At 58.0% G+C, this 26,068-nt stretch carries 22 protein-coding genes and 2 tRNA genes; 7 read left to right on the top strand and 17 right to left on the bottom strand.

The window, feature by feature from the left end; genetic code table 11:
- Nucleotides 1–8: 8 nt before the first annotated feature.
- From gatB to POR16_RS04515, 4 genes are all read left to right on the top strand, one after another.
- A complete protein-coding gene (gatB, locus tag POR16_RS04530) occupies nt 9–1,454 on the top strand; it encodes an Asp-tRNA(Asn)/Glu-tRNA(Gln) amidotransferase subunit GatB (RefSeq protein ID WP_005889013.1) in 1,446 nt (481 codons plus the stop codon).
- Between the two features lie 160 nt (nt 1,455–1,614).
- Complete coding sequence (locus tag POR16_RS04525) at nt 1,615–1,983, top strand: septal ring lytic transglycosylase RlpA family protein (protein ID WP_005889011.1); 369 nt, start codon at nt 1,615–1,617, stop codon at nt 1,981–1,983.
- Nucleotides 1,984–2,047: 64 nt separating this feature from the next.
- The gene (locus tag POR16_RS04520) at nt 2,048–3,079 is read left to right on the top strand and encodes a calcium/sodium antiporter (protein ID WP_005889010.1); all 1,032 of its coding nucleotides are present in this window, start codon (nt 2,048–2,050) and stop codon (nt 3,077–3,079) included.
- Between the two features lie 32 nt (nt 3,080–3,111).
- Entirely contained in the window at nt 3,112–3,495 is a 384-nt protein-coding gene (locus tag POR16_RS04515) for a carboxymuconolactone decarboxylase family protein (RefSeq protein WP_005889009.1), read from the top strand.
- On the opposite strand, the gene POR16_RS04510 is transcribed toward POR16_RS04515, so the two are convergent.
- Nucleotides 3,482–4,432 carry an AEC family transporter gene (locus tag POR16_RS04510; RefSeq protein ID WP_005889008.1) on the bottom strand — a complete coding sequence of 317 codons (951 nt, stop codon included), beginning with the start codon at nt 4,430–4,432 and terminating at the stop codon, nt 3,482–3,484. The genes POR16_RS04515 and POR16_RS04510 overlap by 14 nt on opposite strands.
- Before the next feature lie 105 nt (nt 4,433–4,537).
- Nucleotides 4,538–6,121, bottom strand: coding sequence for an alkaline phosphatase D family protein (locus POR16_RS04505; RefSeq protein WP_005889007.1), 1,584 nt, complete (start codon nt 6,119–6,121; stop codon nt 4,538–4,540).
- 163 nt (nt 6,122–6,284) lie between these two features.
- Between POR16_RS04505 and POR16_RS04500 the strand changes: the two genes are divergently transcribed.
- From POR16_RS04500 to POR16_RS04490, 3 genes are all read left to right on the top strand, one after another.
- Nucleotides 6,285–7,301 (top strand): class I SAM-dependent rRNA methyltransferase, encoded by a 1,017-nt coding sequence (locus POR16_RS04500; protein WP_005889006.1) that lies wholly within the window; start codon nt 6,285–6,287, stop codon nt 7,299–7,301.
- 111 nt (nt 7,302–7,412) lie between these two features.
- A complete protein-coding gene (locus tag POR16_RS04495) occupies nt 7,413–10,367 on the top strand; it encodes a DUF748 domain-containing protein (RefSeq protein WP_122381234.1) in 2,955 nt (984 codons plus the stop codon).
- A gap of 26 nt (nt 10,368–10,393) precedes the next feature.
- On the top strand, nt 10,394–10,699 hold the full coding sequence (locus POR16_RS04490) for a DUF2845 domain-containing protein (RefSeq protein WP_005889003.1): 306 nt from the start codon (nt 10,394–10,396) through the stop codon (nt 10,697–10,699).
- 148 nt (nt 10,700–10,847) lie between these two features.
- On the opposite strand, the gene POR16_RS04485 is transcribed toward POR16_RS04490, so the two are convergent.
- The 15 genes from POR16_RS04485 to ftsH all read right to left on the bottom strand — a co-directional run bounded on the left by POR16_RS04485 (nt 10,848) and on the right by ftsH (nt 26,028).
- Nucleotides 10,848–11,201, bottom strand: coding sequence for a BON domain-containing protein (locus POR16_RS04485; RefSeq protein ID WP_002555119.1), 354 nt, complete (start codon nt 11,199–11,201; stop codon nt 10,848–10,850).
- 290 nt (nt 11,202–11,491) lie between these two features.
- Nucleotides 11,492–13,597 (bottom strand): polyribonucleotide nucleotidyltransferase, encoded by a 2,106-nt coding sequence (pnp, locus tag POR16_RS04480; protein ID WP_005889001.1) that lies wholly within the window; start codon nt 13,595–13,597, stop codon nt 11,492–11,494.
- Nucleotides 13,598–13,772: 175 nt separating this feature from the next.
- Nucleotides 13,773–14,042 carry a 30S ribosomal protein S15 gene (gene rpsO, locus POR16_RS04475; RefSeq protein ID WP_002555121.1) on the bottom strand — a complete coding sequence of 90 codons (270 nt, stop codon included), beginning with the start codon at nt 14,040–14,042 and terminating at the stop codon, nt 13,773–13,775.
- A 158-nt stretch (nt 14,043–14,200) separates the two neighbouring features.
- Nucleotides 14,201–15,118: a tRNA pseudouridine(55) synthase TruB gene (gene truB / locus POR16_RS04470; protein ID WP_005888999.1), complete on the bottom strand. Its 918-nt coding sequence runs from the start codon at nt 15,116–15,118 to the stop codon at nt 14,201–14,203.
- A gap of 3 nt (nt 15,119–15,121) precedes the next feature.
- Nucleotides 15,122–15,538: a 30S ribosome-binding factor RbfA gene (gene rbfA / locus POR16_RS04465; RefSeq protein ID WP_005888997.1), complete on the bottom strand. Its 417-nt coding sequence runs from the start codon at nt 15,536–15,538 to the stop codon at nt 15,122–15,124.
- Nucleotides 15,539–15,697: 159 nt separating this feature from the next.
- On the bottom strand, nt 15,698–18,235 hold the full coding sequence (gene infB / locus POR16_RS04460; protein WP_005888995.1) for a translation initiation factor IF-2: 2,538 nt from the start codon (nt 18,233–18,235) through the stop codon (nt 15,698–15,700).
- A 27-nt stretch (nt 18,236–18,262) separates the two neighbouring features.
- A complete protein-coding gene (nusA, locus tag POR16_RS04455) occupies nt 18,263–19,744 on the bottom strand; it encodes a transcription termination factor NusA (RefSeq protein WP_005888993.1) in 1,482 nt (493 codons plus the stop codon).
- Nucleotides 19,745–19,803: 59 nt separating this feature from the next.
- A complete protein-coding gene (gene rimP / locus POR16_RS04450; RefSeq protein ID WP_005888991.1) occupies nt 19,804–20,262 on the bottom strand; it encodes a ribosome maturation factor RimP in 459 nt (152 codons plus the stop codon).
- A 130-nt stretch (nt 20,263–20,392) separates the two neighbouring features.
- Nucleotides 20,393–20,469: transfer RNA gene (locus tag POR16_RS04445), tRNA-Met, on the bottom strand.
- A gap of 95 nt (nt 20,470–20,564) precedes the next feature.
- Nucleotides 20,565–20,650: transfer RNA gene (locus POR16_RS04440), tRNA-Leu, on the bottom strand.
- Between the two features lie 46 nt (nt 20,651–20,696).
- The gene (gene secG / locus POR16_RS04435) at nt 20,697–21,077 is read right to left on the bottom strand and encodes a preprotein translocase subunit SecG (RefSeq protein WP_005888989.1); all 381 of its coding nucleotides are present in this window, start codon (nt 21,075–21,077) and stop codon (nt 20,697–20,699) included.
- A 4-nt stretch (nt 21,078–21,081) separates the two neighbouring features.
- Nucleotides 21,082–21,837 (bottom strand): triose-phosphate isomerase, encoded by a 756-nt coding sequence (tpiA, locus tag POR16_RS04430; protein WP_005888987.1) that lies wholly within the window; start codon nt 21,835–21,837, stop codon nt 21,082–21,084.
- A gap of 66 nt (nt 21,838–21,903) precedes the next feature.
- On the bottom strand, nt 21,904–23,247 hold the full coding sequence (glmM, locus tag POR16_RS04425; RefSeq protein WP_005888986.1) for a phosphoglucosamine mutase: 1,344 nt from the start codon (nt 23,245–23,247) through the stop codon (nt 21,904–21,906).
- 16 nt (nt 23,248–23,263) lie between these two features.
- Complete coding sequence (folP, locus tag POR16_RS04420) at nt 23,264–24,115, bottom strand: dihydropteroate synthase (RefSeq protein WP_005888984.1); 852 nt, start codon at nt 24,113–24,115, stop codon at nt 23,264–23,266.
- A gap of 8 nt (nt 24,116–24,123) precedes the next feature.
- The gene (gene ftsH, locus POR16_RS04415; protein WP_003313633.1) at nt 24,124–26,028 is read right to left on the bottom strand and encodes an ATP-dependent zinc metalloprotease FtsH; all 1,905 of its coding nucleotides are present in this window, start codon (nt 26,026–26,028) and stop codon (nt 24,124–24,126) included.
- Nucleotides 26,029–26,068 lie beyond the last annotated feature (40 nt).

The raw sequence follows: 26,068 nt of genomic DNA, 5'->3' as shown, positions 1-26,068 counted from the left end.
AGAAACACATGCAATGGGAAGTCGTCATCGGGCTGGAGATTCACACTCAGCTCTCGACCCAATCAAAGATTTTTTCCGGTAGCGCCACCACATTCGGCTCCGAACCCAATACTCAGGCCAGCCTCGTAGACCTCGGCATGCCGGGCGTGTTGCCGGTCCTGAACAAGGAAGCCGTGCGCATGGCCGTCAAGTTCGGCCTGGCAGTTGATGCGGAAATCGGCCAGCACAACGTGTTTGCCCGCAAGAACTACTTCTACCCTGACCTGCCCAAGGGCTATCAGATCAGCCAGATGGAATTGCCGATCGTCGGCAAGGGCCACCTGGACATCACGCTGGAAGACGGCACGGTCAAGCGCGTCGGCATTACCCGCGCGCACCTGGAAGAAGACGCAGGCAAGAGCCTGCACGAAGACTTCCAGGGCATGACCGGCATCGACCTGAACCGTGCTGGCACGCCATTGCTGGAGATCGTTTCCGAGCCGGACATGCGCAGCGCCAAGGAAGCCGTGGCCTACGTCAAGGCGATCCACGCGATTGTCCGCTACCTGGGCATCTGCGACGGCAACATGGCCGAAGGCTCGCTGCGTTGCGACTGCAACGTGTCGATTCGCCCGAGGGGCCAGGTCGAGTTCGGCACGCGCTGCGAGATCAAGAACGTCAACTCGTTCCGCTTCATCGAGAAGGCCATCAACAGCGAGATCCAGCGCCAGATCGACCTGATCGAGGACGGCGGCAAGGTTATCCAGCAGACGCGCCTGTACGACCCGAATACCAACGAAACCCGCGCCATGCGCAGCAAGGAGGAAGCCAACGACTACCGTTACTTCCCCGACCCGGACCTGTTGCCGGTGATCATCGAAGACTCGTTCATCGAAGAAACCCGCGCCACGCTGCCGGAACTGCCACCCCAGAAACGCGAGCGTTTCCAGAGCCAGTTCGGCTTGTCGACCTATGACGCCAGCGTGCTGGCTTCGAGCCGCGAGCAGGCCGACTATTTCGAAAAAGTGGTCAGCATCAGCGGCGACGCCAAACTGGCGGCCAACTGGGTCATGGTCGAACTGGGCAGCCTGTTGAACAAACAGGGGGTCGAAATCGACCAGTCGCCAGTCAGCGCCGAGCAACTGGGCGGCATGCTCAAACGCATCACCGACAACACCATTTCGGGCAAGATCGCCAAAATGGTCTTTGAAGCGATGGCCAATGGTGAAGGTAGCGCCGATGAAGTCATCGAAAAGCGCGGCCTGAAACAGGTGACCGACAGCGGCGCCATTAAATCGATGCTCGATGACGTACTGGCTGCCAACGCAGAACAGGTCGAACAGTACCGTGCAGCTGATGAAGCCAAGCGCGGCAAGATGTTCGGTTTCTTCGTCGGCCAGGCCATGAAAGCTTCGAAAGGCAAGGCCAACCCTCAGCAGGTCAACGAACTGCTGAAGGCCAAGCTGGAGGGTTGATCGCCTCGTCACTCTAGCGTCTAGCGTCCCCATGCCCTGCGTGGGGACGCCTTTCCGGACGCTCTGCGTCGAGTACGCGGAGCATCACGAAATGCATATCAACGCAGAGCATTGGCACGAGATTCACCTCAATCCCACTGGCACTCAGGACCTCCCCCCCATGCGCCGACTTCTTCTTGCCGGCAGCCTGCTGACCTTGCTGGCTGGTTGCGCCAATCACATCATTGACCCTCACGGTTATGACGAGACGGGCACGGCCGCTTATTACGGAGCCCGCCATCATGGCAATCGCACTGCCAGCGGCGAGCCCTTCAATCAAAATGCCCTGACCGCCGCCCATAGGCAGCTGCCGTTCGGGACACGAGTGAAGGTCACCAACCTGAACAACGACAAATCAGTGATTGTGCGCGTCAATGACCGCGGCCCCCACACGCGCGGGCGACTGATTGATGTCTCTCGCGAAGCCGCCGAACAACTGGGTATGCTGCGCAGCGGCACCGCGCCTGTTCGCGTTCAGGCCCTCGATTAAACCCTCAGTCAAGGACACTCCTATTCTCCAGCTATCGGCCCTGCCCGCTCCCGCGCTGATTCAGATGCTCAGCGGTTTGCTGTTGCTGCTGATCGGCGCAGAGCTGTCGGTGCGCTCAGCCGTGCACCTGGCTGCAATTTTCAAGGTCAGGCCCTTGATCATTGGCCTGACCGTCGTGGCAATGGGCACCAGTGCGCCGCAGATGGCTGTCAGCCTGCAAGCCGCCTTCTCGGATAACACAGACATCGCGGTAGGCAGTGTCATCGGTGGCAATATTTTCAATGTGCTGGTCATACTCGGCCTTTGCTCGCTGATCATCCCGCTGCGCGTGGCCCGCCAGGTGGTGCGTGTAGACATCCCGCTGATGATCGGCGCCTGCCTGCTGGCCATCGGCCTTTCGTGGAGTGGCGAATTCAGCAGGTTCGACGGCCTGCTGCTTCTGAGCGGGCTGCTGGCCTGCCTGATCATCATCATCCGTCAAGGCGGGCATGGCCCTCGCCATGGCAACGCCGCCACAGCGGAAAAACCTCGTACCTTCACGCGCATGGCCATGCTTGCCACCGGTTTGCTGATGCTGACTGCCGGCGGACACTTGCTGGTCGGTGCCTCGGTGGTGATGGCTATTCATCTGGGGCTTTCCGAGCGTATTGTCGGCCTGACAGTGATTGCCATTGGCACTTCGCTGCCTGCGCTGATGACTTCGCTGATAGCGGCGCTGCGCGGCGAACGCGATATTGCAGTGGGCAATGTGATCGGCAGCAACCTGTTCAATCTTCTGGGAGTGTTGGGGCTGACTGCGCTGGTCGCCCCCGTGCCACTGACCATTTCGCCGAACGCGTTGGTGTTCGACCTGCCTGTCATGCTGGGTGTTTCGCTGCTGTGCGTGCCGCTGTTCTATTCCGGCTACCGCATCGACCGTATCGAAGGCCTGCTACTGTTGGCGCTGTACCTGACCTACGGGCTGCATATTCTGGCGATAAGTACCGGCATGGCGCTGGCCAGCAGGCTTGAAGGCGGGATGCTTGCCTTTGTTTTGCCTGTGCTGGGCCTTATCGTTGCCTGGCGCACAGTCAGCGCGTGGCGCCGCCAGCACTGATTTCAACCCGCATCGACCCAAGGAGAAACGCCATGACAGACAAAAAAATCAGCGACGGCGAGCAGATCCGCCGCCAGGTAATGGGCGATGTCTACGTCGACCGAGCCTTGGGTAATGCCACCGATTTCAGCCAGCCTTTGCAGGACTTCGTCAATGAACACGCTTGGGGCAGCGTCTGGAACCGTGAAGGTCTGCCGTTGAAGACCCGCAGCCTGATTACCCTGGCCACCCTGACTGCCCTCAAATGCCCGCAAGAGCTGAAGGGCCATGTACGAGGTGCGTTGAACAACGGCTGCACGGTCGAGGAGATTCGGGAAGCGTTGCTGCATTGCGCGGTATACGCGGGCGTGCCGGCAGCCATCGACGCGTTTCGTGCAGCGCAGGAAGTGATCGACAGCTACGTCACGTCGGCGTGATCCAGCCACCCCACTGCAGGATGAAAATTCCGACATTGGTGGTCACCGCGGCAGCCAGCGTGGTGATCACGATGATCGCCGCAGCCAGTTCATAGTTGCCGTTGGCAGTGCGCGCCATGATGTAGCTGGCTGCGGCGGTCGGGCTGCCGAAGTAGAGAAACAGAATCCCCAGCTCCGTCCCGCGAAAACCTGCCAGCCAGGCTGCCAGCGTGCAAAGCACCGGCAACGTGACCATCTTCATGACACTCGCGCTGATGGCCAGCTTGCCGCTTTTGCGCAACGACGCCAGCGACAGGGTGCCACCGATGCAGATCAGCGCCAGAGGTAACGTCATCTGTGCCAGATAGCTGCCGGAAGTCTCCAGCCAGGTAGGCAGACCGATGCTGAAGTAGGCGAAGGGTGAGGCAATGAGCACGCTGATGATCAGCGGGTTGGCCAGCACACTTTTGAAGATGCTCCAGGGGTCAGACTTGATCACCGGGCTGTATACAGCCAGCACTACCGTCGACAGCGTATTGTAAAACACGATAACGAGCGCCGCGAGAATCGCCCCCAGAGAAATCCCGGGCGGGCCATACATACTGGCTGCCAGCGCCAGACCAATCACGCCATTATTGCCGCGGAACGCGCCTTGGACGTAGATCCCCCGCTCGGCGTACGGGCAGCGCCAGATCGCCCAACCCCAGGCGAACGCGAAACTGAGCAGCGTCGCTATGCTGAAAAAAATCAGCAGCCGGGGTTGCAGCGCGGTGCGCAAATCAGCGTGGATGATGCCCAGAAACAGCAATGCAGGCATGGTGACGTTGAACACCAGCCCGGAAGCGGCGACGATGAAACCGTCGTTGATCGCGCCGATGCGCCTGAGGAACACACCCAGGAACAGCATGGCAAACACCGGGGCGGTGATGTTCAGGGTTTCGAGAAAGATAGCCAGCATGCAACGCATCCGGTCTCGTCGTTAGGTAGCTCATGATAGGCCACCGGCGACAAGCATGTTGCAAGGAATTTCCGAAAAACCTACCCGCCCCGCTACCGCTGTCTGTCAGACGATTCGGCTGACTTCCGCCGTCGGCTGCAATTTGCGCTCAAACACCGACACACCATCAAGATCACGCAGCGCGACGGACATCTCGCCGGTTTGCCCATCGATATTCACTTCACCAAAGAACTGGTAACCCGCGAAAGGTGAAGTGTTCTGTGCAGGCGGCGCCTTCTGGAACACCAGCTCAGGGCCAAACGTCTTGTCCAGCACGTTGGGGCCATAGCTGCCCGCATTCAGTGGCCCGGCCACGAATTCCCAGAACGGGTCAAAGTCCTGAAACACGGCTCGATCCGGCTGGTAATGATGCGCCGCGCAGTAATGGACATCGGCGGTCAGCCAGACACAATCGCGAACCTTCTGCGCGCGCAGGTACGCCAACAGCTCGGCAACCTCCAGCTCCCGGCCGAGCGCCGGGCCATCATTGCCGTTGGCAATGGCCTCCCAACGAGGGACACCGGGGCTCACCTCGCCATCCGGCACGCCCAGACCGATAGGCATGTCAGCGGCAATGACTTTCCATTGCGCACGCGACGCGCTGAGTTCGCGCTTGAGCCAGTCGAGTTGCTCACGACCAAGAAAAGCGGTGGTCGGGCCAGGCTTGTCGGCCAGGTTGGCGTCATTGCCGTCGCGGTAGCTGCGCATGTCGAGGACGAACACATCGAGCATCGGGCCATAGGGGATCTTGCGGTAGATGCGCCCGCCCTTGTCCGCCTCTTGCAGGCGCAAAGGCGCGTATTCCAGATACGCCTGACGGGCACGCGAGGACAGCAACTGAATATCCTTGACCTTGTAACGATCATCCAGCTGTTTGCTGGGCGACCAGTTGTTGGTGACTTCGTGGTCGTCCCACTGCCAGATCTGCGGCACTTCGGCATTGAAGCGGCGCATGTTTTCATCCATCAGATTGTAGCGGTAATTGCCCCGGTATTCGTCGAGGGTCTCCGCCACCTTGCTTTTTGCCTCGGTGGTAATGTTGCGCCAGATGCGGCCCCCTTCGGTAGTGAGCTGCTCCGGCACCGGGCTGTCGGCGTAGATGGTGTCGCCGCTGTGGATAAAAAAATCGGGCAAGCGCAAACGCATCGCTTCGTAGATACGCATGCCGCCAATGTCGGGATTGATGCCAAAGCCCTGCCCGACCGTGTCACCACTCCAGACGAAACGAATGTCACGACGCTGTTGCGGCATGCTGCGCAGATGGCCGAACCATGGTTCGCTGACCACACCGCTCTGTGCATCTTCAAACGAAACGCGGTAGAAAATCGCCTGATCGACCGGCAGTCCGCTCAATTCGACGCGCGCGGTGAAATCGGTGCGCTGATCAGCGAGCGCCGACACCACCCGACGAGGCTGGGTAAACATACTGCGCGTGTCCCACTCAACGACCATGCGCGAAGGCCGATCGCTGCGGCTCCAGACGATTGCCTTGTCGCCGAATACGTCACCGGACTGAACACCGTCAGCCATCTTTGGCCGGTCCTGGACGGATGCGATAACTGCCGGCGCAACGCCCGGCAGCATCAAACCCGCCCCGACGGCCCCGACTGCCTGAATGACACGGCGACGCTTGAGATCGAACTGGCTCACGGTTATCCCCTCACTGACAGGCAAAAAAGCAACTTAGCAGGACAATGTTGGCACTGTGTGACAGCCCCTCCCAGGCTTCCAGACTCTAGAACAGACGGCAAAAACCTCTGGCGACCGGTAACTGGTAAACTCCCGCGCCTAATTCCTGCCCGAGGCGCTCAGCATGTCTTCCTTGAATCAGGCGCTCGGCGTCGCCCTCGACAATCGCCAACCATTGCTTGGCGAACTGCACAGGCAGGGTACGGATTGCTATCGACTGTTTCACGGCAGCCAGGAAGGCGCCAGCGGGCTGACCATCGACCGTTACGGCCCGCAGTTGCTGGTGCAGAGTTTCCACACCCGCCTGGATCGCGAGGCATTGCTCGCTTTGCATGCGCAGGTCAATGCTTACCTGGGGCTGGAAACCCTGCTGGTCTATAACGATCGCTCGCAAGGCAACTCGCGTGTGGACCGTCAAGACACGGTCTACAAGGCTGAAGATGCGGCGCTGGCCGACCATGTCGGGCACGAATGGGGGCTCAATTACCGGGTCCGTGGACGACATGCCGGCCAGGACCCGCTGCTGTTTCTCGACCTGCGCAATACACGTGGCTGGGTGAAGCAGCACAGTGCGGGCAAGCGTGTCTTGAACCTGTTCGCTTACACCTGCGGCGTAGGTCTGAGCGCTGCGGCCGGTGGCGCCAGCGAGGTGTGCAACCTGGATTTCGCCGAAGGCAACCTCGCGGTGGGCCGCGAGAATGGTGCGCTGAACCCCCATCTGCCAACGATGCAGTTCATTCAGTCGGATTATTTCCCGGCGATTCGCCAGTTGGCCGGGCTGCCCATCGCAGCGCGGCGCAGCCAGCAGTTGCCCAGCTACGTAAAGCTGCAACAGCGCCAATATGATCTGGTCCTGCTCGACCCGCCTGCCTGGGCCAAGAGTGCTTTCGGCACCGTTGACCTGCTGCGCGATTATCAAAGCCTGCTAAAACCTGCCCTGCTGACCACAGCAGACGACGGCGTGCTGATCTGCTGCAACAATCTGGCAAAGGTCAGCATGCAAGACTGGCGTGAGCAGGTATTACGCTGCGCAACCAAGGCTGGGCGCCCGGTGCGCGACTGTCAGGAAGTGCGCCCCGCCGAGGACTTCCCTTCTCTGGATAATCAGCCCCCGCTGAAAACGCTGATTCTGCAACTTTGATCCGTATTTAATACCGGAAAACTCCTACAAGCCGTGACGGCAGTGCCTTGGGAACCGAACAGGCATGCCATACTCCAAGGGCTTCCAAAAGAGAGAGAGACGCCGCTGCCCATGTCCAGAGGATTGAAATACACACTTGGCTCCGTGCTGGCTGTGCTTACGCTCTACAGCTTGCTGGGGTTTTTCATCCTTCCCGGCGTTGCTCTGCGTGTTGCGAATCAGCAACTGGCCAATTACTCGACCGTACCGGCCAGGCTGGAGCGGCTTGAATTCAATCCCTACACGCTCGAATTGACCCTGTGGGGCATGAACATCGGTACGCCGGGCAAGGAGCAGGTTGCGTTTGAAAAGCTCTACGCCAATCTGCAAATCGACAGCCTGTGGACACGGGCCCTGCATCTGCAACGTGTCGAGCTGATCAAACCAAAGACCGAGCTGTTGTTCGACAAGCAAGGCAAGCTCAACCTGGCTCAGCTGTTCAAACTGCCAGCCAGCGAACCTAAGCAGGATGAGCCACCCGCCAAGCCGTTCCCGCTGCGCATCGACGAAATAAAACTGGCCGATGGCTACGTTCACTTTCAGGATCTGCGCCCCGGCCAGCCCATCGAGTTTCTCTACGACGCACTCAATTTCGAACTCAAGAACCTCAGCACGCTGCCCGAAGACAATGCCGACATGACACTGGTCGCGGCAGGGCCGGATGGCGGACAGATTGATTGGGTAGGCCGTATCAGCCTGATACCGATCACGTCCGAGGGCACGCTTAAAGTCACCGATGGAAAGATGAAACTGTGGTGGCCCTATGTGCGTGATGCCTTGCCTCTGGCACTTGAGGATGGCGTGCTCAATTTCAGCACCGCCTACAAGCTCGATCTGACCAAGGAAACCCGCTTCCAGTTGACCAACCTGTCAGCCAGCGTCGCGCCCTTTGCGTTGAACACGCCTGACAAGCGACCTCTGGTGCGCCTGCAACGCCTGGACGTCAGCGAAACATCGGTCGACCTGGCAAAGCAACTGGTCAACGTAGGCAAGATCCGCAGCCAAAAGCTGGAAACCTGGGCCGCGCGCGAGGCGGACGGGCAGCTGGACTGGCAAAAATTGTTCGCCAGCCAGCCGGGCAAGCCGGCCCCGCCGCAAAAGCCGGCAGTGGACGAAAAGGCAGCTCAGCCAGCGTCAGCCAGCAGCGCTCAAGCGTCGACGCCGAGCAAGCCATGGCAGGTGCTGTTGCGTGACGTACAGCTGCGCAACTACACGGTCCACCTTGCGGATCGCGTGCCCAAGGAACCTGTTGCGCTGGATGTCGGCCCGCTTAATGTGGATATCCAGAACTTCGACAGCCTGAATAAATCACCCTTTACCCTCAAGCTCGACACCGGGCTGGGTAAACAAGGCACTCTCAGCGCAAGCGGCGACGTAAATCTCAACCCGGTGAGTGCGCGTCTGAACGTGACGACCCGAGACATAGACTTGCGAGTGGCTCAGGCCTATATCAGCCCGTTCATTCTTCTGGAATTGCGCAGCGGCATGCTGGGCAGTGACCTGGCAGTCAATCTGAAAAGTACCGAACCGCTTGCATTCAGCGTGACCGGCAAGGCGCAGGTCAACCAGCTCCATACGCTCGATACCCTCAAACAGCGGGACTTTCTCAAATGGCAACAGCTGGAGCTTGAAGGGTTGGATTACCAGCACGGCACCGGGCTTTCGATCGCCAGGGTGAACATGAGCCAGCCTTACGCGCGCTTCATGATCAACGAGGACCGCACCACCAATATCGATGACCTGCTGATCCCGCAACCGGACGACAAGACTGCAGCGCAACCGAAAACAGCCAAGTCGCCGCCCAGGAAGAACAAGGAAAACCCGCTGGCGATCTACGTCGGTGAAGTGAACATCAAGGATGGCTCGGCCAACTTTGCCGACATGACCCTGACACCTAACTTCGCGACCGCCGTGCAACAACTCAACGGTCGCATAGGCACCATAGACAACCGCAAGGCCACGCCTGCTCCGGTAAACATCGAAGGCAAGGTCGACCGTTATGCACCAGTGACCATCAAAGGCAGCGTCAACCCGTTTGACCCGATGGCCAGCCTGGATATCACCACCAGCTTCAAGCGTGTCGAACTGACCAACCTGACGCCCTATTCCGGCAAGTTCGCAGGGTTCAGGATTCGCAAGGGTCGGTTGAACCTCGACCTGCACTACCTGATCACCAAAGGCCAGCTCAAGGCCCAGAACAAGGTATTGATCGAGCAGTTGCAATTGGGCGAACGGGTCGACAGCCCGGATGCACTTGATCTGCCTATTCGCCTGGCCGTCGCCTTGCTCAAGGACACCAAGGGTCGAATTTCGCTTGAGTTGCCGATCGAAGGGGACCTCAACAATCCTCAGTTCAGCGTGATGCCGATTGTCTGGCAAACCCTGCGCAACCTCGTGCTGCGCGCCGCGCAAGCCCCGTTCAAGATGCTCGGCGGGCTGGTTGCCGGCGGAAGCTCCGAGGACCTCGGTAGCGTCAGCTTCGCGCCAGGCTCGAGTGACTTGTCGGCAGAAGCGCAAAAGGCCCTGGACAAGCTCTCCGGCGCCCTCAAGGAACGTCCGGACCTCAAGCTTGAGATCGAAGGCACCAGCGCCGCCAGCAGCGACGGTCCGTTGATTGCCCAGCAGAGGCTCGAACGCGAATATCAATACACGTATTACAAGATTCTTCAGCGCCGCGGCGACAAGGTTCCGGCCAAAGCTGGCCTTATAGAGGTTCCAGACGTTGAGAAAGCACCGATGCTGGAAGGCATCTACCGGACTCGCCTGAAACAGCAGCCGCCTGCCGAATGGGCCAGCCTGAGCAAGGACCAGCGTGCCGGCCAGATGCGTGCAGCCGTACTCAAGTTCTGGAGCAGTAACGAAGTATTGCTGCGTGAGCTGGGCCAGAACCGGGCCAGCAGCATCAAGGACTACCTGGTTGACAAGGGCAAACTGGAAGACGCGCGGGTCTACTTTGTGGACGCGCGACTCGGTCAGGCCCAACCGGATGGTAAAGTCATCAGCCCGCTCCACCTGGACAGTGAGTAAATCCGTTGCCACACATGCGAATCAAAATGCTGATCAACCTGACACTGACCCTGGCAGCAGGATCAGTCGCCTTGCCGAGCCTCGCATCGACCTTGCGTTGCGGCAACCAGCTGATCAGTACCGGGGACAGGACGTTCGAGGTTCAGCAGAAGTGCGGCGCGCCAGCCAGTCAGGAGGTTACCGGCACCCAGGAAACATTCAGCGCCGACTATCGCCGGGCAGAGACCGTCAAAATCGAGGAGTGGATCTACGGTCCAGACAACGGGATGTATCAGTACTTGCACTTCGAAGGCGGACGTCTGGTCCGGATAGACAGCAGGCGCGGTCGCTGATCGCCACAAGCACCTGTCTGTAAAACGGCTGCCCACAATAGAACAGGCCCCAACTCTTCAGTCGGGGCCTGTAATGGCAACATCCTTGTTGCCTCGCATGAACTTTCCATCAATCAATGACTGCGGGTGTTCATGAGGCAGTATTCGATTACTCGGCTTTCAGGCCAGCAGCCGATACGTCTTTAACACCTTTGATTTTCTTGGTGATGGCGACGGCGGTGTTTTTCTGGGCTTCAGTAACTTTTACCATGGAGGACAGGGAAACCACGCCTTTGTTGGTCTCAACCTTGATGTCCGAACCAGGAATGCCTTTTTCAGTCAGCAGGTCAGCTTTGACTTTGGTGGTGATCCAGGTGTCAGAAGTATCTTCTTTGACTTCTTGAGTAGTGGTATTGGCTGCCAGAACCATTGGCGCTTGAGCCGAGGTCTGTGCAAAAGCAGCGTTAGCCATGGTCAGAGTCAGGGCAGTTGCGGTAGCGGCAGCGATAGCAAACTTCTTCATACGATAACTCCTGTTTTTCTCAAAAACTGCGCCAGGTGAGTGGCTGCAGGGTTACTGGTTATATCGCAAGCGCTGTGCCAGATACGAGCTCGACGAAAAATCCATATAAATCATATAGTTATATTTTTAGTTAGTTTGCGTAATCGTGCAGATTGCCCGTTAACCAGCTTTAATCCTTGCAAGATGCATGTTTCAAAGATGGCTTTTTGCGCGACGGCGCTGTAACCCCCTAATTGCGCACATAAAAAAAGGACTCCGAAGAGTCCTTTTTCACAAGCGGCTTAAATCAATCAGACGCCCGACGCTTTCGCTGCGGCTACGTCTTTGATAGACAGCTTGATACGGCCGCGGTTATCCACGTCCAGTACCAGTACTTCGACTTCTTCACCCTCTTTCAGGATGTCGGTCACTTTCTCTACGCGAGCGTCGCTCAACATGGAGATGTGAACCAGACCGTCCTTGCCAGGCAGAATGTTGACGAATGCGCCGAAGTCGACGATGCGCTCAACCTTGCCGAGGTAGATCTTGCCGATCTCTGCTTCTGCGGTGATACCCAGAACGCGCTGACGTGCAGCCTCAGCCGCTTCCTTGGATTCGCCGAAGATCTTGATCGAGCCGTCGTCTTCGATGTCGATCGAAGCCTTGGTCTCTTCACAGATTGCACGGATGGTTGCGCCACCCTTGCCGATCACGTCACGGATCTTGTCGGTGTCGATTTTCATCGCGATCATGGTCGGAGCATTGGCCGACAGCTCGTTACGCGACTGACCGATGATCTGGTTCATCTGACCGAGGATATTCAGGCGAGCTTCCAGGGCCTGGCCCAGAGCGATCTCCATGATTTCTTCGGTGATGCCCTTGATCTTGATGTCCATCTGCAGCGCGGTAACACCTTTGGAGGTACCGGCTACCTTGAAGTCCATGTCGCCCAAGTGATCTTCGTCACCCAGGATGTCGGTCAGAATGGCGAACTTCTCGCCTTCCTTGACCAGGCCCATGGCGATACCGGCAACCGGCGCTTTCATCGGAACACCAGCGTCCATCAGTGCCAGGGATGCACCGCAGACCGAAGCCATGGAGCTGGAACCGTTGGACTCGGTGATTTCCGACACAACACGGATGGTGTACGGGAACACATCAGCGCCCGGCAGCATGGCCTGTACGCTGCGACGAGCCAGACGACCGTGACCGATCTCGCGACGGCCAGCACCGCCCATGCGACCACACTCGCCCACCGAGAACGGAGGGAAGTTGTAGTGCAGCATGAAGGGGTCTTTTTTCTCGCCTTCAAGGGTGTCGAGCAACTGTGCGTCACGGGCAGTACCCAAAGTGGCAACAACCAGCGCCTGAGTTTCGCCGCGGGTGAACAGTGCCGAACCGTGAGTCTTGGGCAGAACGCCGACTTCGATGTTCAGAGGACGTACGGTGCGGGTGTCACGGCCGTCGATACGCGGCTTGCCGTTGACGATGTTTTCGCGAACGGTGCGGTATTCGATTTCACCGAAAGCCGCTTTGACTTCGCTGGCAGACGGGCTGCCTTCTTCAACAGCCAGCTTGGCAACGACCTGATCTTTCAGCTCGCCCAGACGCGCATAGCGGTCGGCCTTGACGGTGATGGTGTAAGCCTGGGAGATCGCGTCGCCAAACTCGGCACGGATAGCGCCCAGCAGTGCGGTCGCTTCAGGCTTAGGCTGCCAGTCCCATGTAGGCTTGGCGGCTTCGGCAGCCAGTTCCTTGATGGCGTTGATGACCACCTGGAACTCGTCGTGGGCGAACAGCACAGCGCCCAGCATCTGGTCTTCGGTCAGCTCTTTGGCTTCCGATTCAACCATCAGAACGGCTTCGGAAGTACCGGCCACAACCATGTCCAGGCTCGAAGCCTGCAACTGCTCGTAGGTCGGGTTCAACAGGTAGCCGGTGCTTTCGTGGAAAGCAACGCGCGCAGCACCGACCGGACCGTCGAACGGAATACCGGAGATGGCCAGAGCAGCAGACGTACCGATCATCGCAGCGATGTCCGGATCGATTTTCTTGCTGGTGGAGACGACGGTGCAGACAACCTGCACTTCGTTCATGAAGCCTTCTGGAAACAGCGGACGGATCGGACGGTCGATCAGACGCGAGGTCAGGGTTTCTTTCTCGGAAGGACGGCCTTCACGCTTGAAGAAACCGCCGGGAATCTTGCCGGCAGCGTAGGTTTTTTCCTGGTAGTGCACGGACAGAGGGAAGAAGCCTTTGCCAGCGTCAGCATGTTTGGCGCCGACCACAGTCACAAGTACGCTGACGTCGTCGTCAACGGTGACCAATACTGCGCCAGAGGCTTGACGGGCGATACGGCCTGTCTCGAGGATTACGGTCGATTGACCGAACTGAAACTTTTTGATTACCGGGTTCACGGTTTCCTACCTTTCTTTGTGGCTCTTGGGGAACTGGTTTCTTGCGAATTCTTGGGCAGCGTGGGGAATCGGCCCCTTCCACAGCCCAGATAAAACTTGAGGCTGGGAGCCTGCCATCCCCCCCGGGCAAGCCCGATGGATCATGACAGACAACCAACCTCTAGCAACGTCGTTATTAGCGACGCAGACCCAGACGACCGATCAGGGCGCTGTAACGGCTAACGTCCTTACCTTTCAGGTAATCCAGCAGCTTGCGACGCTGGTTTACCATACGGATCAGGCCACGACGCGAGTGGTGGTCCTTACCGTTGGCCTTGAAGTGGCCTTGCAGTTTGTTGATGTTGGCGGTCAGCAGTGCAACCTGCACTTCTGGCGAACCTGTATCACCAACAGCTTGCTGGTAGTCGGTTACGATCTGAGCTTTTTCTTCAACGCTGAGTGCCATGTGGGCAATCCTTATTTCAGGGAAGCGCTTCCGGAGAAACGTTTCCAACAGGCCGGGGACAAAACCCCGTATTAAAAAATGAGATATGACCGTGCCTGTTGACAGCCATCCTCGTTCCACCCCACTCGCAGGCTAGCCTGCCAATGGACTGGTTTCGGTCACTCTGACCGAATCAATCGACGCGGCGCAATGCGCCCGTCTTCGCTGACTTCACCGATACCGATGAAGCGACCTTCGTGATCCTGCACCCGTACCATGCCGAATTGCGGCGCGTCCGGGGCGCGTACTGGCTGACCATGCAGCCAGTAAAACGAACTGTGCTCGGAAAACTTCAGCAGCGGCCAGTCCAGCAAGCCACTGTCCGAAGGCATCAAAAAGCGGTCTACCGCTTCATTGCCGCCGTCGGCATGCACTTGCTCCAGCTCTTCCAAGGTAACTGTTTGTGCCAGCGAGAAAGGCCCGGCCTGGGTACGGCGCAGCTCTGCGACGTAAGCACCACAACCAAGCTTCTCACCAATATCCTCGACCAGCGTACGGATATAGGTGCCTTTACTGCAGTCCACCGAAAAACGGGCTGTCTCGCCTTCGCAATCAAGTAATTCCAGGCGCGCAATAGTAACAGAACGAGGCTCGCGCTCCACTACTTCCCCTGCACGCGCCAGCTTGTAAAGTGGCTGCCCGTCACGCTTGAGGGCTGAGTACATGGGAGGTATCTGGCTGATTTGCCCGCGAAAATGCGGAAGAACCGCTTCAATATCGTCGCGACCAACGGTCACCGGACGGGTCAGCAAAACCTCACCCTCGGCGTCGGCCGTGTTAGTGGTCTTACCGAGTTGCGCCAGGGTCTCGTAGGACTTGTCCGAATCGAGCAAGTACTGAGAGAACTTGGTAGCCTCGCCAAAGCATAACGGCAGGACGCCGGTTGCCAGAGGATCAAGACTGCCCGTGTGCCCGGCTTTCTCGGCATTGAGCAGCCAGCGGACCTTCTGCAGTGCGGCGTTGGAAGTGAAGCCCAGCGGCTTGTCGAGCAGGATGATCCCGCTGACATTGCGACGTATACGCTTGACCTGAGCCACCGCTTATTCCCCGGTACTTTCAGGTTTTGCGTCTGGCGAAGCAGGGCCTTCCTGATGCTGGCCGTCTTCTGCCACTGCGCGCTCGATCAGGGCCGAGAGGTGCGCACCACGTACGACGCTTTCGTCATAGTGGAAATGCAGTTGAGGCACGCTGCGCAACTTCATTTCACGGGCCAGCTGCATGCGCAGGAAACCTGCTGCAGAGTTGAGCACCTTGATGGTCTGCGCGATATCTTCGGCATTGTCCTGCCCCATGACAGTCATGAAAATCTTTGCATGACCGACATCACGGCTGACGTCTACGGCGGTGATAGTGACCAGACCCACACGTGGGTCCTTGATTTCGCGACGAATCAGCTGCGCCAGTTCGCGCTGCATCTGATCACCGATACGTTGGGTACGGCTGTATTCTTTTGCCATGTTTGTTACCTGTTACTGATCCGGGACCAAACCCTGACCGTCTGAAAGCGGCAAACGCCCGGCCTGACAATTGTCAGACCGGGCGTTGCGTTTAGAGCCCACGCAGGAAACAGGGCATTTGCATGCGACGCTTCCACCGTGGCTCCCGAGGCTCGCGATTTAGAGGCTGCGAGCCACTTGGACCTTCTCGAAGACTTCGATCTTGTCACCGACCTTGACGTCGTTGTAGCTCTTGACGCCGATACCGCATTCCATGCCGGCACGTACTTCGGCAGCGTCGTCCTTGAAGCGGCGCAGGGATTCCAGCTCGCCTTCGAAGATAACGATGTCTTCACGCAGTACACGGATCGGACGGTTACGGTAGACAGTGCCTTCCAGAACCATACAGCCTGCGATCGCGCCGAATTTCGGCGAACGGAACACATCGCGGACTTCGGCGATGCCCAGGATGTTCTCCCGAACGTCGCTGCCAAGCATACCGGTAAGGGCTTTCTTGACGTCTTCGATGATGTCGTAGATCACGTTGTAGTAACGCATATCCAGACCTTCCTGCTCGACGATCTTGCGGGCGCCAGCATCGGCACGCACGTTGAAGCCGAACAGTACAGCGTTGGAGGCCAGTGCCAGGTTGGCGTCGCTCTCGGTGATACCACCGACACCGCCACCGACCACGCGCACTTGCACTTCGTCGTTACCCAGGCCGTTCAAGGCGCCGTTCAACGCTTCGAGGGAACCACGTACGTCAGATTTGAGGACGATATTAAGCGTCTTCTTCTCTGCCTGGCCCATGTTCTCGAAGATGTTTTCCAGCTTGCCGGCATGAGCGCGAGCCAGTTTGACCTCGCGGAACTTGCCTTGACGGAACAGCGCGACTTCACGGGCTTTCTTCTCGTCAGCCAGTACCGACATCTCGTCGCCAGCATCCGGAGTACCGTCAAGACCCAGGATTTCGACCGGAATCGAAGGACCTGCTTCTTTGACCGGCTTGCCATTCTCATCAAGCATGGCGCGAATGCGACCGAAGTTCGAACCGACCAGAACCATGTCGCCCTGACGCAGAGTACCGTCCTGAACCAGAACAGTAGCGACCGGGCCACGGCCCTTGTCAAGACGGGACTCGACAACAACACCACGGCCAGGAGCCGAAGGAGTTGCCTTGAGTTCCAGAACTTCAGCTTGAAGCAGAACAGCTTCCAGCAGTTCGTCGACACCAGTACCCATTTTCGCGGAGACCGAAACGAAAGGCGTATCACCGCCCCACTCTTCGGAGGTCACGCCATGGACTGACAACTCGCTGCGGATGCGATCGAGGTCGGCACCCGGCTTGTCGATCTTGTTCACAGCAACGACCAGCGGCACACCAGCAGCAACAGCATGCTGGACGGCTTCGATGGTCTGCGGCATCACGCCGTCATCGGCAGCAACCACCAGGATGACGATGTCGGTAGCCTTGGCACCACGAGCACGCATGGCGGTAAACGCGGCGTGACCAGGGGTGTCGAGGAAAGTAACCATGCCGCGTTCGGTTTCAACGTGGTAGGCACCGATATGCTGAGTGATACCACCGGCTTCGCCAGCAGCTACCTTGGCGCGACGGATGTAGTCGAGCAGCGAGGTCTTGCCGTGGTCGACGTGGCCCATTACGGTCACAACCGGCGCACGAGAGAACGACTCGCCTTCGAACTTCAGCGATTCAGCCAGGGAATCTTCCAGGGCGTTGTCGCTGACCAGCGTGACCTTGTGGCCCAGCTCTTCGGCGATCAACTGGGCAGTTTCCTGATCCAGTACTTGGTTGATGGTCACCGGGGTGCCCATCTTGAACATGAACTTGATGACTTCAGCAGCCTTGACCGACATCTGTGCCGACAACTCGCCGACAGTGATGGTCTCGCCAATGGCAACGTCACGAATAACAGGGCCGGTAGGGCTCTGGAAACCGTGCGCGTTACGCTTCTTCAGCTTGCCTTTGCCGCGACCACCACGACGGAAGCTGTCGCTTTCTTCGTCGGTGGTACGAGGAGCAACGCGAGGGGCCGGAGCCTTCTCTTTTACCGAAGCGCGATGCGGCGCGTTTTTACGCTCGCCGTCGCCGCCACGGGCATTGCGGTCATCAGCACGAGGCTTGTCAGGGCGACGCTGTTCGTCACGCTTGCGAGCGTCGGCTGAAGGTGCGGCATTGGCAGGTGCCGGAGCAGCGGCCACCGGTGCTTCACGCACTGGATCGGCAGCAGCGACAGGCTGAGCAGGTGCCGAAGCAGCCTGTTCGGTAGTCTGGGCACCAGCAGGCTGGCTACGCGCATCTTCTTCAGCGCGGCGCTTGGCTTCTTCTTCAGCCTTTTGACGAGCGGCATTTTCTACCGCACGGCGTTCGTCCATCTCGCGCTTGCGCTCGGCTTCGATCTCTTCCGGGCTACGCTGCACGAATACTTTTTTCTTGCGCACTTCAACGCTGATGCTCTTGCTGCCAGCAACGCGCAGGGTGCTGGTGGTCTTGCGCTGCAAGGTAATCTTGCGAGGCTCTTCCACCTTGGCCTTGTGACCACTTTTCAAGTGCGTCAACAAAGCCTGTTTTTCGTTATCGGTCACAACTTGCTCGGCGGCGGTGTGTGGCAGACCTGCCTCACGCATCTGCTGTAACAGGCGCTCTACCGGTGTGTCGACCACTTTGGCCAGTTCTTTCACCGTGACTTGCGTCATGCACTTCTCTCCTCAGGCCGCGCCTACTTACTCGAACCAATGGGCTCGGGCGGCCATGATCAACTTGCCGGCACGATCATCGTCAATGCCGTCGATGTCGAGCAGATCGTCTATAGACTGCTCGGCCAGGTCTTCGCGGGTAATTACGCCGCGCACCGCCAGTTCCATCGCCAAATCCTTGTCCATACCCTCAAGCGAGAGCAGGTCTTCGGCCGGATGGGCGTCTGCCAGCTTTTCCTCTGTAGCGATGGCTTTAGTCAACAAACGATCCTTGGCACGAGCGCGAAGCTCGTTGACGATGTCTTCGTCAAAGCCGTCGATGTTGAGCATTTCTTCCAACGGTACGTAGGCAATCTCTTCCAGGCTGGTAAAGCCTTCATCAACCAGAACCTGTGCCAGTTCTTCATCGACTTCGAGCTCTTCGATGAAATTGCGCAGGATGTCACCGGTTTCAGCTTGCTGCTTGGCCTGGATGTCCGATTCGGTCATTACATTCAGGGTCCAGCCGGTCAACTGACTGGCCAGACGCACGTTCTGACCGCCACGACCAATAGCCTGGGCCAGGTTGTCCGCCCCCACTGCGATGTCCATTGCATGCGCATCTTCATCTACGATGATTGCCGCTACTTCTGCAGGGGACATTGCATTGATCACGAACTGCGCAGGGTTATCGTCCCAAAGCACGATATCCACACGTTCGCCACCCAGCTCGCCGGAAACAGCCTGAACTCGCGAACCGCGCATGCCGATACAGGCGCCTTGCGGATCGATTCGTTTATCCTTGGAGCGAACAGCGATTTTTGCACGCGAACCCGGGTCACGGGAGGCAGCCATCACCTCGATGAGACCTTCGGCAATTTCCGGTACTTCAATGCGGAAAAGCTCGATCAGCATCTCTGGCGCAGTACGCGACAGGATCAGCTGAGGGCCACGGTTTTCAGTGCGAATTTCCTTGAGCAGAGCACGGACGCGAACACCGACCCGGAAAGTTTCCCGGGAAATGATGTCTTCACGCGCCAGCAATGCTTCGGCATTGTTACCAAGATCAACGATGACATTGTCACGCGTGACCTTCTTAACAGTACCAGAAATGATTTCACCCAGACGCTCGCGGTAGGCATCTACTACCTGCGCACGCTCGGCCTCACGAACTTTCTGCACAATGACTTGCTTGGCAGTCTGCGCCGCGATACGACCGAATTCGATGGAATCAATCTTTTCTTCGATCAGCTCGCCAGCAACGGCACCCGGCCTTTTAGCCTGGGCCTGATCAACGGCCAGCTCGTAAGCCGGATCGTCCAGGTCTTCGTCCTCGACAACTGTCCAGCGACGGAAAGTCTCGTAGTTACCCGTTTGGCGGTTGATCTCTACACGGAGCTCAACTTCATCTTCAAAACGTTTTTTGGTAGCAGTGGCCAGAGCCAGCTCCAGCGCTTCAAAAATCACACTTGCCGGAACGCCCTTTTCATTGGACACCGACTCAACAACCAGCAGTACTTCTTTGCTCATCGTACGCCTCGCCTTTCGCAAGCCATTGGATCCGCGGGATCCGCAATAACCGGCACGTCTCAGTCAAACGTGGGAATAATGTTGGCCTTGTCGATCAAGTCGATCGGCAACAGGAATTCATGGTCTTCAACCTGCACCACGACATCCTGCTCCTCCACCCCGCGGAGAAGGCCTTGAAAGTTGCGCCGACCTTCGAAAGGCGAGCGCAGCTTTATTTTCACTTGTTCCCCGGCGTACGAAGCAAACTGCTCAATAGTGAACAGCGGGCGCTCCATGCCAGGAGAAGACACTTCGAGGGTGTATTCGGTGCTGATTGGATCTTCTACGTCCAACACACCGCTGATCTGGCGACTGACGATTGCGCAGTCGTCCACCAGAACACCACCTTCCTTGTCGATATAAATGCGCAGCACCGAATGCTTGCCCTGGGAACTGAAATCGATCCCCCAGCATTGATAGCCAAGGGCCACGACCACCGGGGCCAACAAGTCCTGCAACTGTTCCAGCTTGCTCGACACCTGAACCCCCTCGTGCATGCTTTAAAAATAAAAAAATGGGCAAAAGCCCATCCCTGAAAACGCCGCTGAACATCGACGTCATGTACTGTCCAGCTAACAAAAAGCCCCTTAAAAGGGGCTCCGCTAAAACTGGTTGCGGGGGCTGGATTTGAACCAACGACCTTCGGGTTATGAGCCCGACGAGCTACCAAACTGCTCCACCCCGCGACAAAGCTGGGGCGGAAGTATACGACCGATCCATTGCTGGGTCAATCCAACATCCACCTACAAGAAAGCCCGCTAATGCGGGCTTCCTTGTTAATTGGTACCGAGAAGGGGACTCGAACCCCTACACCCATTGGGCACAACCACCTCAAGGTTGCGTGTCTACCAATTCCACCACCTCGGCATTACAACTCTTTGGCGATCTCGCAGAAACATCGCCGAATTCTTTTTTACTTTTGCTCGGAAGCTGGAGGTACTTCAGCAGGAACAACTGCTGGCTTTTGCGCTTCGAGCACCGGAACATCATCTGCCGCCGGCTTTTGCTTCACTTCCAGTACTGCCGGGTCTGGCAAACCTGCTTGAGTCAGCTGATGAGCTTTCTCTTTAGCAAAGTAACCTAACCCCAAGCTGGTTATGAAAAAACATGCCGCAAGTATAGCAGTAAACTTACTGAGAAAGGTAGCAGTTCCTTGCCCACCGAAGACGGTATTTGATGCACCGGCTCCGAAAGACGCACCGGCGTCCGCACCTTTACCCTGCTGCAGCAATACGAGAGCAACAACGCCCAGAGCGCCCAACAGGTGAAAAACAATTACGACTGTTTCCAGCATTTTTTCAGTTTCCCGCGGCGCGACAGATCGCACCGAACTCATCTGCATTCAGGGAGGCGCCACCAATGAGCCCCCCATCGATATCCGGCATACTGAAAAGCTCGACCGCATTGGCCGCCTTCACGCTGCCGCCATAGAGAAGCCGCACACCTTGTGCGACTTCGGCATTCTCTTTTGCCAGTTGCGCACGAATTGAAGCGTGCACGTCCTGCGCCTGTTGAGGCGAAGCGGTCAATCCGGTGCCAATGGCCCAGACCGGCTCGTAGGCGATGACTGAATTGATCAGCGCCTTGATGCCAAACTCGGCAATTACGCTGTCAAGCTGACGCCCGACAACTTCAAGCGTCCGACCTGCCTCGCGCTCTTCCAGCGTCTCACCTATGCAAAGCACAGGGGTCAGACCGCTTGCCTGAATGGCTGCAAACTTCTTGTTGAGCACATCATCCTGTTCGCCAATCAACTGACGACGCTCGGAGTGCCCGACGAGTACCAGTCTGCAACCGGAATCAGCCAGCTGGCTCGAAGCAACTTCACCCGTCAATGCGCCCTGCTCGGCCTTGATGGCTGCATCTTGCGCACCAACGATGATGGAGGTCTTCTGCAGCCCCTCGACCACTTGATGAATGAACAGACTCGCAGGCATTACGGCAATATCAACGTTGCCTGGCAACACCTGCGTGCCCAGCCCCTCGATCAGCTCAGCGACGCTGGCGCGGGTACCGTGCATTTTCCAGTTACCAGCTACCATTGGGCGACGCATGCTACACCTCGTGGGTCAAAGTGGGCGCAGATGTTACCCAACACTTCCGACACTGGCAAGCCGAAATCAGGCGCAAACTTCAGCAACCAGTTTTGCAAGCTCTTCGGCGTACGCCCTGACCTGCGCCTCGTCCTCACCTTCGACCATTACACGCACAAGCGGCTCGGTGCCCGACTTGCGCAACAAGACCCTGCCACGCCCCGCCATCTGCTCTGTAACGCGCGCACAGGCCTCCTGCACAGACGGATGAGTAACCGGGTCGACACTTGAGCCCTCGAACCGCACGTTGATCAGGATCTGCGGGCATTTACGCAACTTGAGTCGCGCTTCGGCCAGGCTGATGCCACTGCGACGCAGCGCCAGTATCACTTGTAACGAGGCGATAATCGCATCGCCGGTCGTGGCATGCTGGAAACAGACAATGTGGCCGGAGTTTTCTCCGCCGATCTGCCAGTTGCGCTCGAGAAGCTCGGCGATGACGTAACGGTCACCGACGTTCGCGCGCACGAACGGAATATTCTGCTCGGCAAGGGCCAGCTCAAGCCCCAGGTTGCTCATCAGCGTACCGACGACACCACCCTGCAAGCGGCCACGTTCATGCAGGTCACGAGCAATGATGTAGAGCAGTTCATCGCCATCGACGATGGTCCCGGTATGATCGACCATCAGCACGCGATCGCCGTCACCATCGAAGCCGATGCCCATGTCGGCATGCTCCGCAACCACTGCAGCCTGCAGCGCCTCCATGTGGGTAGAACCGCAATCCTTGTTGATATTGAGCCCGTCAGGCTGCGCAGAAAGCACCACGACCTGAGCACCCAGCTCACGAAAAACGTTCGGGGCAACCTTGTAGGTAGCGCCATGCGCGCAATCGATCACAATCTTGAGACCGGCGAAATCGGTGCTGGTCGGCACGCTGCTCTTGCAGAACTCGATGTACCGCCCTGCGGCGTCGTTGATCCGCGAGACCTTGCCGAGATTTTCGGATTCGGCCACGGTCATCGGCGCATCAAGCAACTCTTCGATCATCATTTCGATTTCATCCGGCAGTTTGGTGCCCTGCCCGGAGAAAAACTTGATGCCGTTGTCGTAATGCGGGTTGTGCGATGCGCTGATGACAATGCCCGCTTCGGCGTGAAAAGTGCGTGTCAGGTAGGCGATGGCAGGTGTCGGCATCGGCCCCAGCAGCAGCACGTCGGCACCTGCCGCAGAAAGTCCGGCCTCAAGCGCGGACTCGAACATGTAACCGGAAATACGCGTGTCTTTGCCAACCAGAATCCGGCAGGTGCCCATTTTGCGGAAAGCCATGCCTGCAGCCCAGCCCAGCTTGAGCATGAACTCGGGTGTGATCGGGAACTGCCCTACCCGACCACGAATGCCGTCGGTTCCGAAATATTTTCTGGTACTCATGGATGCCCCACTGTTGTTATTCAGCTGCTTCGACAGCTGCGATCATGCGCACCACGTCAGCCGTTTCGGCGACATCGTGCACACGTAGAATTTTTGCTCCTTTGGTCACAGCCAAAGCAGCGAGGGCCAGCCCTCCCGACAGACGCTGGTCTACCGGACGCCCCAATACGGCGCCAATCATACTCTTGCGCGATACACCGACCAACAAAGGCTGACCCAGAACATGCAGCGCCTCCATCTGCCTGAACAGGCTGAGGTTGTGTTCAAGCGTCTTGGCAAAACCAAAACCCGGATCAAGAATGATCTGATGCCGATGAATACCTGCAGCAACGCAATGATTCATGCGCTCGAGCAGGAACGCACTGACCTCACCCACCAGGTCCTGATAATGCGGATCGTCCTGCATGGTGCCGGGCTCGCCCAGCATATGCATCAGGCAGACCGGCAAACCCGTGCTTGCAGCAGCCTCAAGCGCGCCTGGACGCTGCAGGGAGCGTACGTCGTTGATAAGGCCTGCGCCCAGACGCGCCGCCTCCAGCATGACCTGAGGCGTGGATGTATCGACCGAGATAATCACGTCAAGCTCACGCGCGATGATCTCGACAACAGGCGCCACGCGCTCTACCTCCTCGGCGGGAGATACCGGTCGTGCACCAGGGCGCGTGGACTCTCCACCGACGTCGATCAGAGTGGCACCTGCCATGACCATTGCTTGCGCATGCCGCAGCGCAGCATCCAGCGTGCCATAACGGCCGCCATCGGAGAAGGAGTCTGGAGTTGCGTTGAGAATGCCCATCACGTGCGTATGAGCCAAATCAAGAACCCGGTTGCCGCAAGGCAACCGGGTCGGGTACAGCGCAGATGTCATGTCAGACCTTAATGCTCGGCAGCCGGACCGCCGATCGGAGTCTCAGGGCGTGGGTCCGGTGTAATCGGCGTACCATTGGTACCCGAGCCACCGCCCCAGTCACGCGGCTCGCGCGGTGTACGACCAGTCATGATGTCGTCGATCTGATCGGCATCGATGGTTTCATACTTCATCAACGCGTCGGCCATCGCTTCGAGCTTGTCGCGATTGTCGGTAAGCAACTGCTTCGCAGTACCGTAGCAGTGGTCGATAATGCTTCGTACTTCCGAATCGATCAGCTTGGCGGTATCACCGGAAACGCTGGAGTTCTGACTGCCGCCACGCCCCAGATAACCTGCATCTTCATCTTCGGAATACATCAGCGGGCCGAGCTTTTCGGAAAGGCCCCATTTGGTGACCATATTCCGGGCAATCTGGCTGGCACGCATGATGTCGTTAGAGGCGCCCGTCGTGACGCCGTCAAAGCCCAGTGTCATTTCCTCTGCGATACGGCCGCCGTACAGCGAGCAGATCTGGCTGATCAGCGCGCGCTTGGACAGGCTGTAACGATCTTCTTCAGGCAGAAACATGGTCACACCCAGCGCTCGACCGCGCGGGATGATCGAAACCTTGTAGACCGGATCATGCTCAGGCACAAGGCGTCCTACGATGGCGTGACCCGCCTCGTGGTAAGCCGTGTTGCGCTTCTCTTTGTCGGACATGACCATCGATTTGCGCTCGGCGCCCATCATGATTTTGTCTTTGGCCAGTTCGAACTCTTTCATCTCGACGACACGCTTGCCGGAGCGCGCAGCGAACAACGACGCTTCGTTGACCAGGTTGGCCAGATCGGCACCTGAGAAACCCGGAGTACCGCGAGCGATAACGCCTGGATTGACGTCTTCACCCATAGGCACTTTGCGCATGTGAACTTTGAGAATCTGTTCACGACCGCGAATATCCGGCAGCCCGACCACAACCTGACGGTCGAAACGGCCTGGACGCAGCAACGCAGGGTCCAGCACGTCAGGACGGTTGGTCGCTGCGATAACGATGATGCCGTCGTTCATCTCGAAGCCGTCCATCTCCACCAGCAATTGGTTGAGAGTCTGTTCGCGCTCGTCGTGACCGCCACCCATGCCAGCGCCACGATGACGGCCGACCGCATCGATTTCGTCGATGAAGATGATGCACGGAGCGTGCTTCTTGGCTTGCTCGAACATGTCGCGAACGCGGCTTGCACCGACACCCACGAACATTTCGACGAAGTCGGAACCGGAAATGGTGAAGAAAGGCACTTTCGCTTCACCGGCAATAGCCTTGGCGATCAGCGTCTTGCCGGTACCCGGAGGACCGACCATCAGCACACCGCGAGGGATTCGGCCGCCGAGACGCTGGAACTTGCCCGGATCGCGAAGAAACTCGACCAGCTCGCCAACTTCTTCCTTGGCTTCGTCACAACCTGCAACGTCAGCCAGGGTCGTCTTGACCTGATCTTCGGACAGCAGACGCGCCTTGCTCTTGCCAAAGCTCATCGGGCCGCCTTTGCCACCCGCCCCGCCCTGCATCTGGCGCATGAAGAACATGAACACCGCGATGATGACCAGTATCGGGAAGCTGGCTACCAGCAACTGGGTCCAGATGCTTTGCTGCTCGGGCTGCTTGCCTTCGATCACGACATTGTTGCTGACCAGATCGCCAATCAGACCGTTGTCCGGGATGTTCGGGCGGATGGTCTTGAAGGTATCACCGTCACTGCGTTTGCCCGTGATGACGTAGCCGTCTACAGAAACCTTCTCGACCTTGCCATCCTTGACCTGCTGGATGAACTCGGAATAGTTGAGGTTCTGCGGCTCGTTCGGGCTGGAGAAGTTGTTCATCACCGTCACCAGGACAGCCGCGATGATCAACCACAGGATCAAATTCTTTGCCATATCGTTCAATTAGCTACCCTCTGAAGCAAGCTCCACGCAG

The sequence above is a fragment of the Pseudomonas coronafaciens pv. oryzae str. 1_6 genome (genome assembly GCF_000156995.2).
GTDB classification, from domain to species: Bacteria; Pseudomonadota; Gammaproteobacteria; order Pseudomonadales; family Pseudomonadaceae; genus Aquipseudomonas; species Aquipseudomonas tremae.
This window is presented reverse-complemented; position numbering and strand designations above follow the sequence as displayed.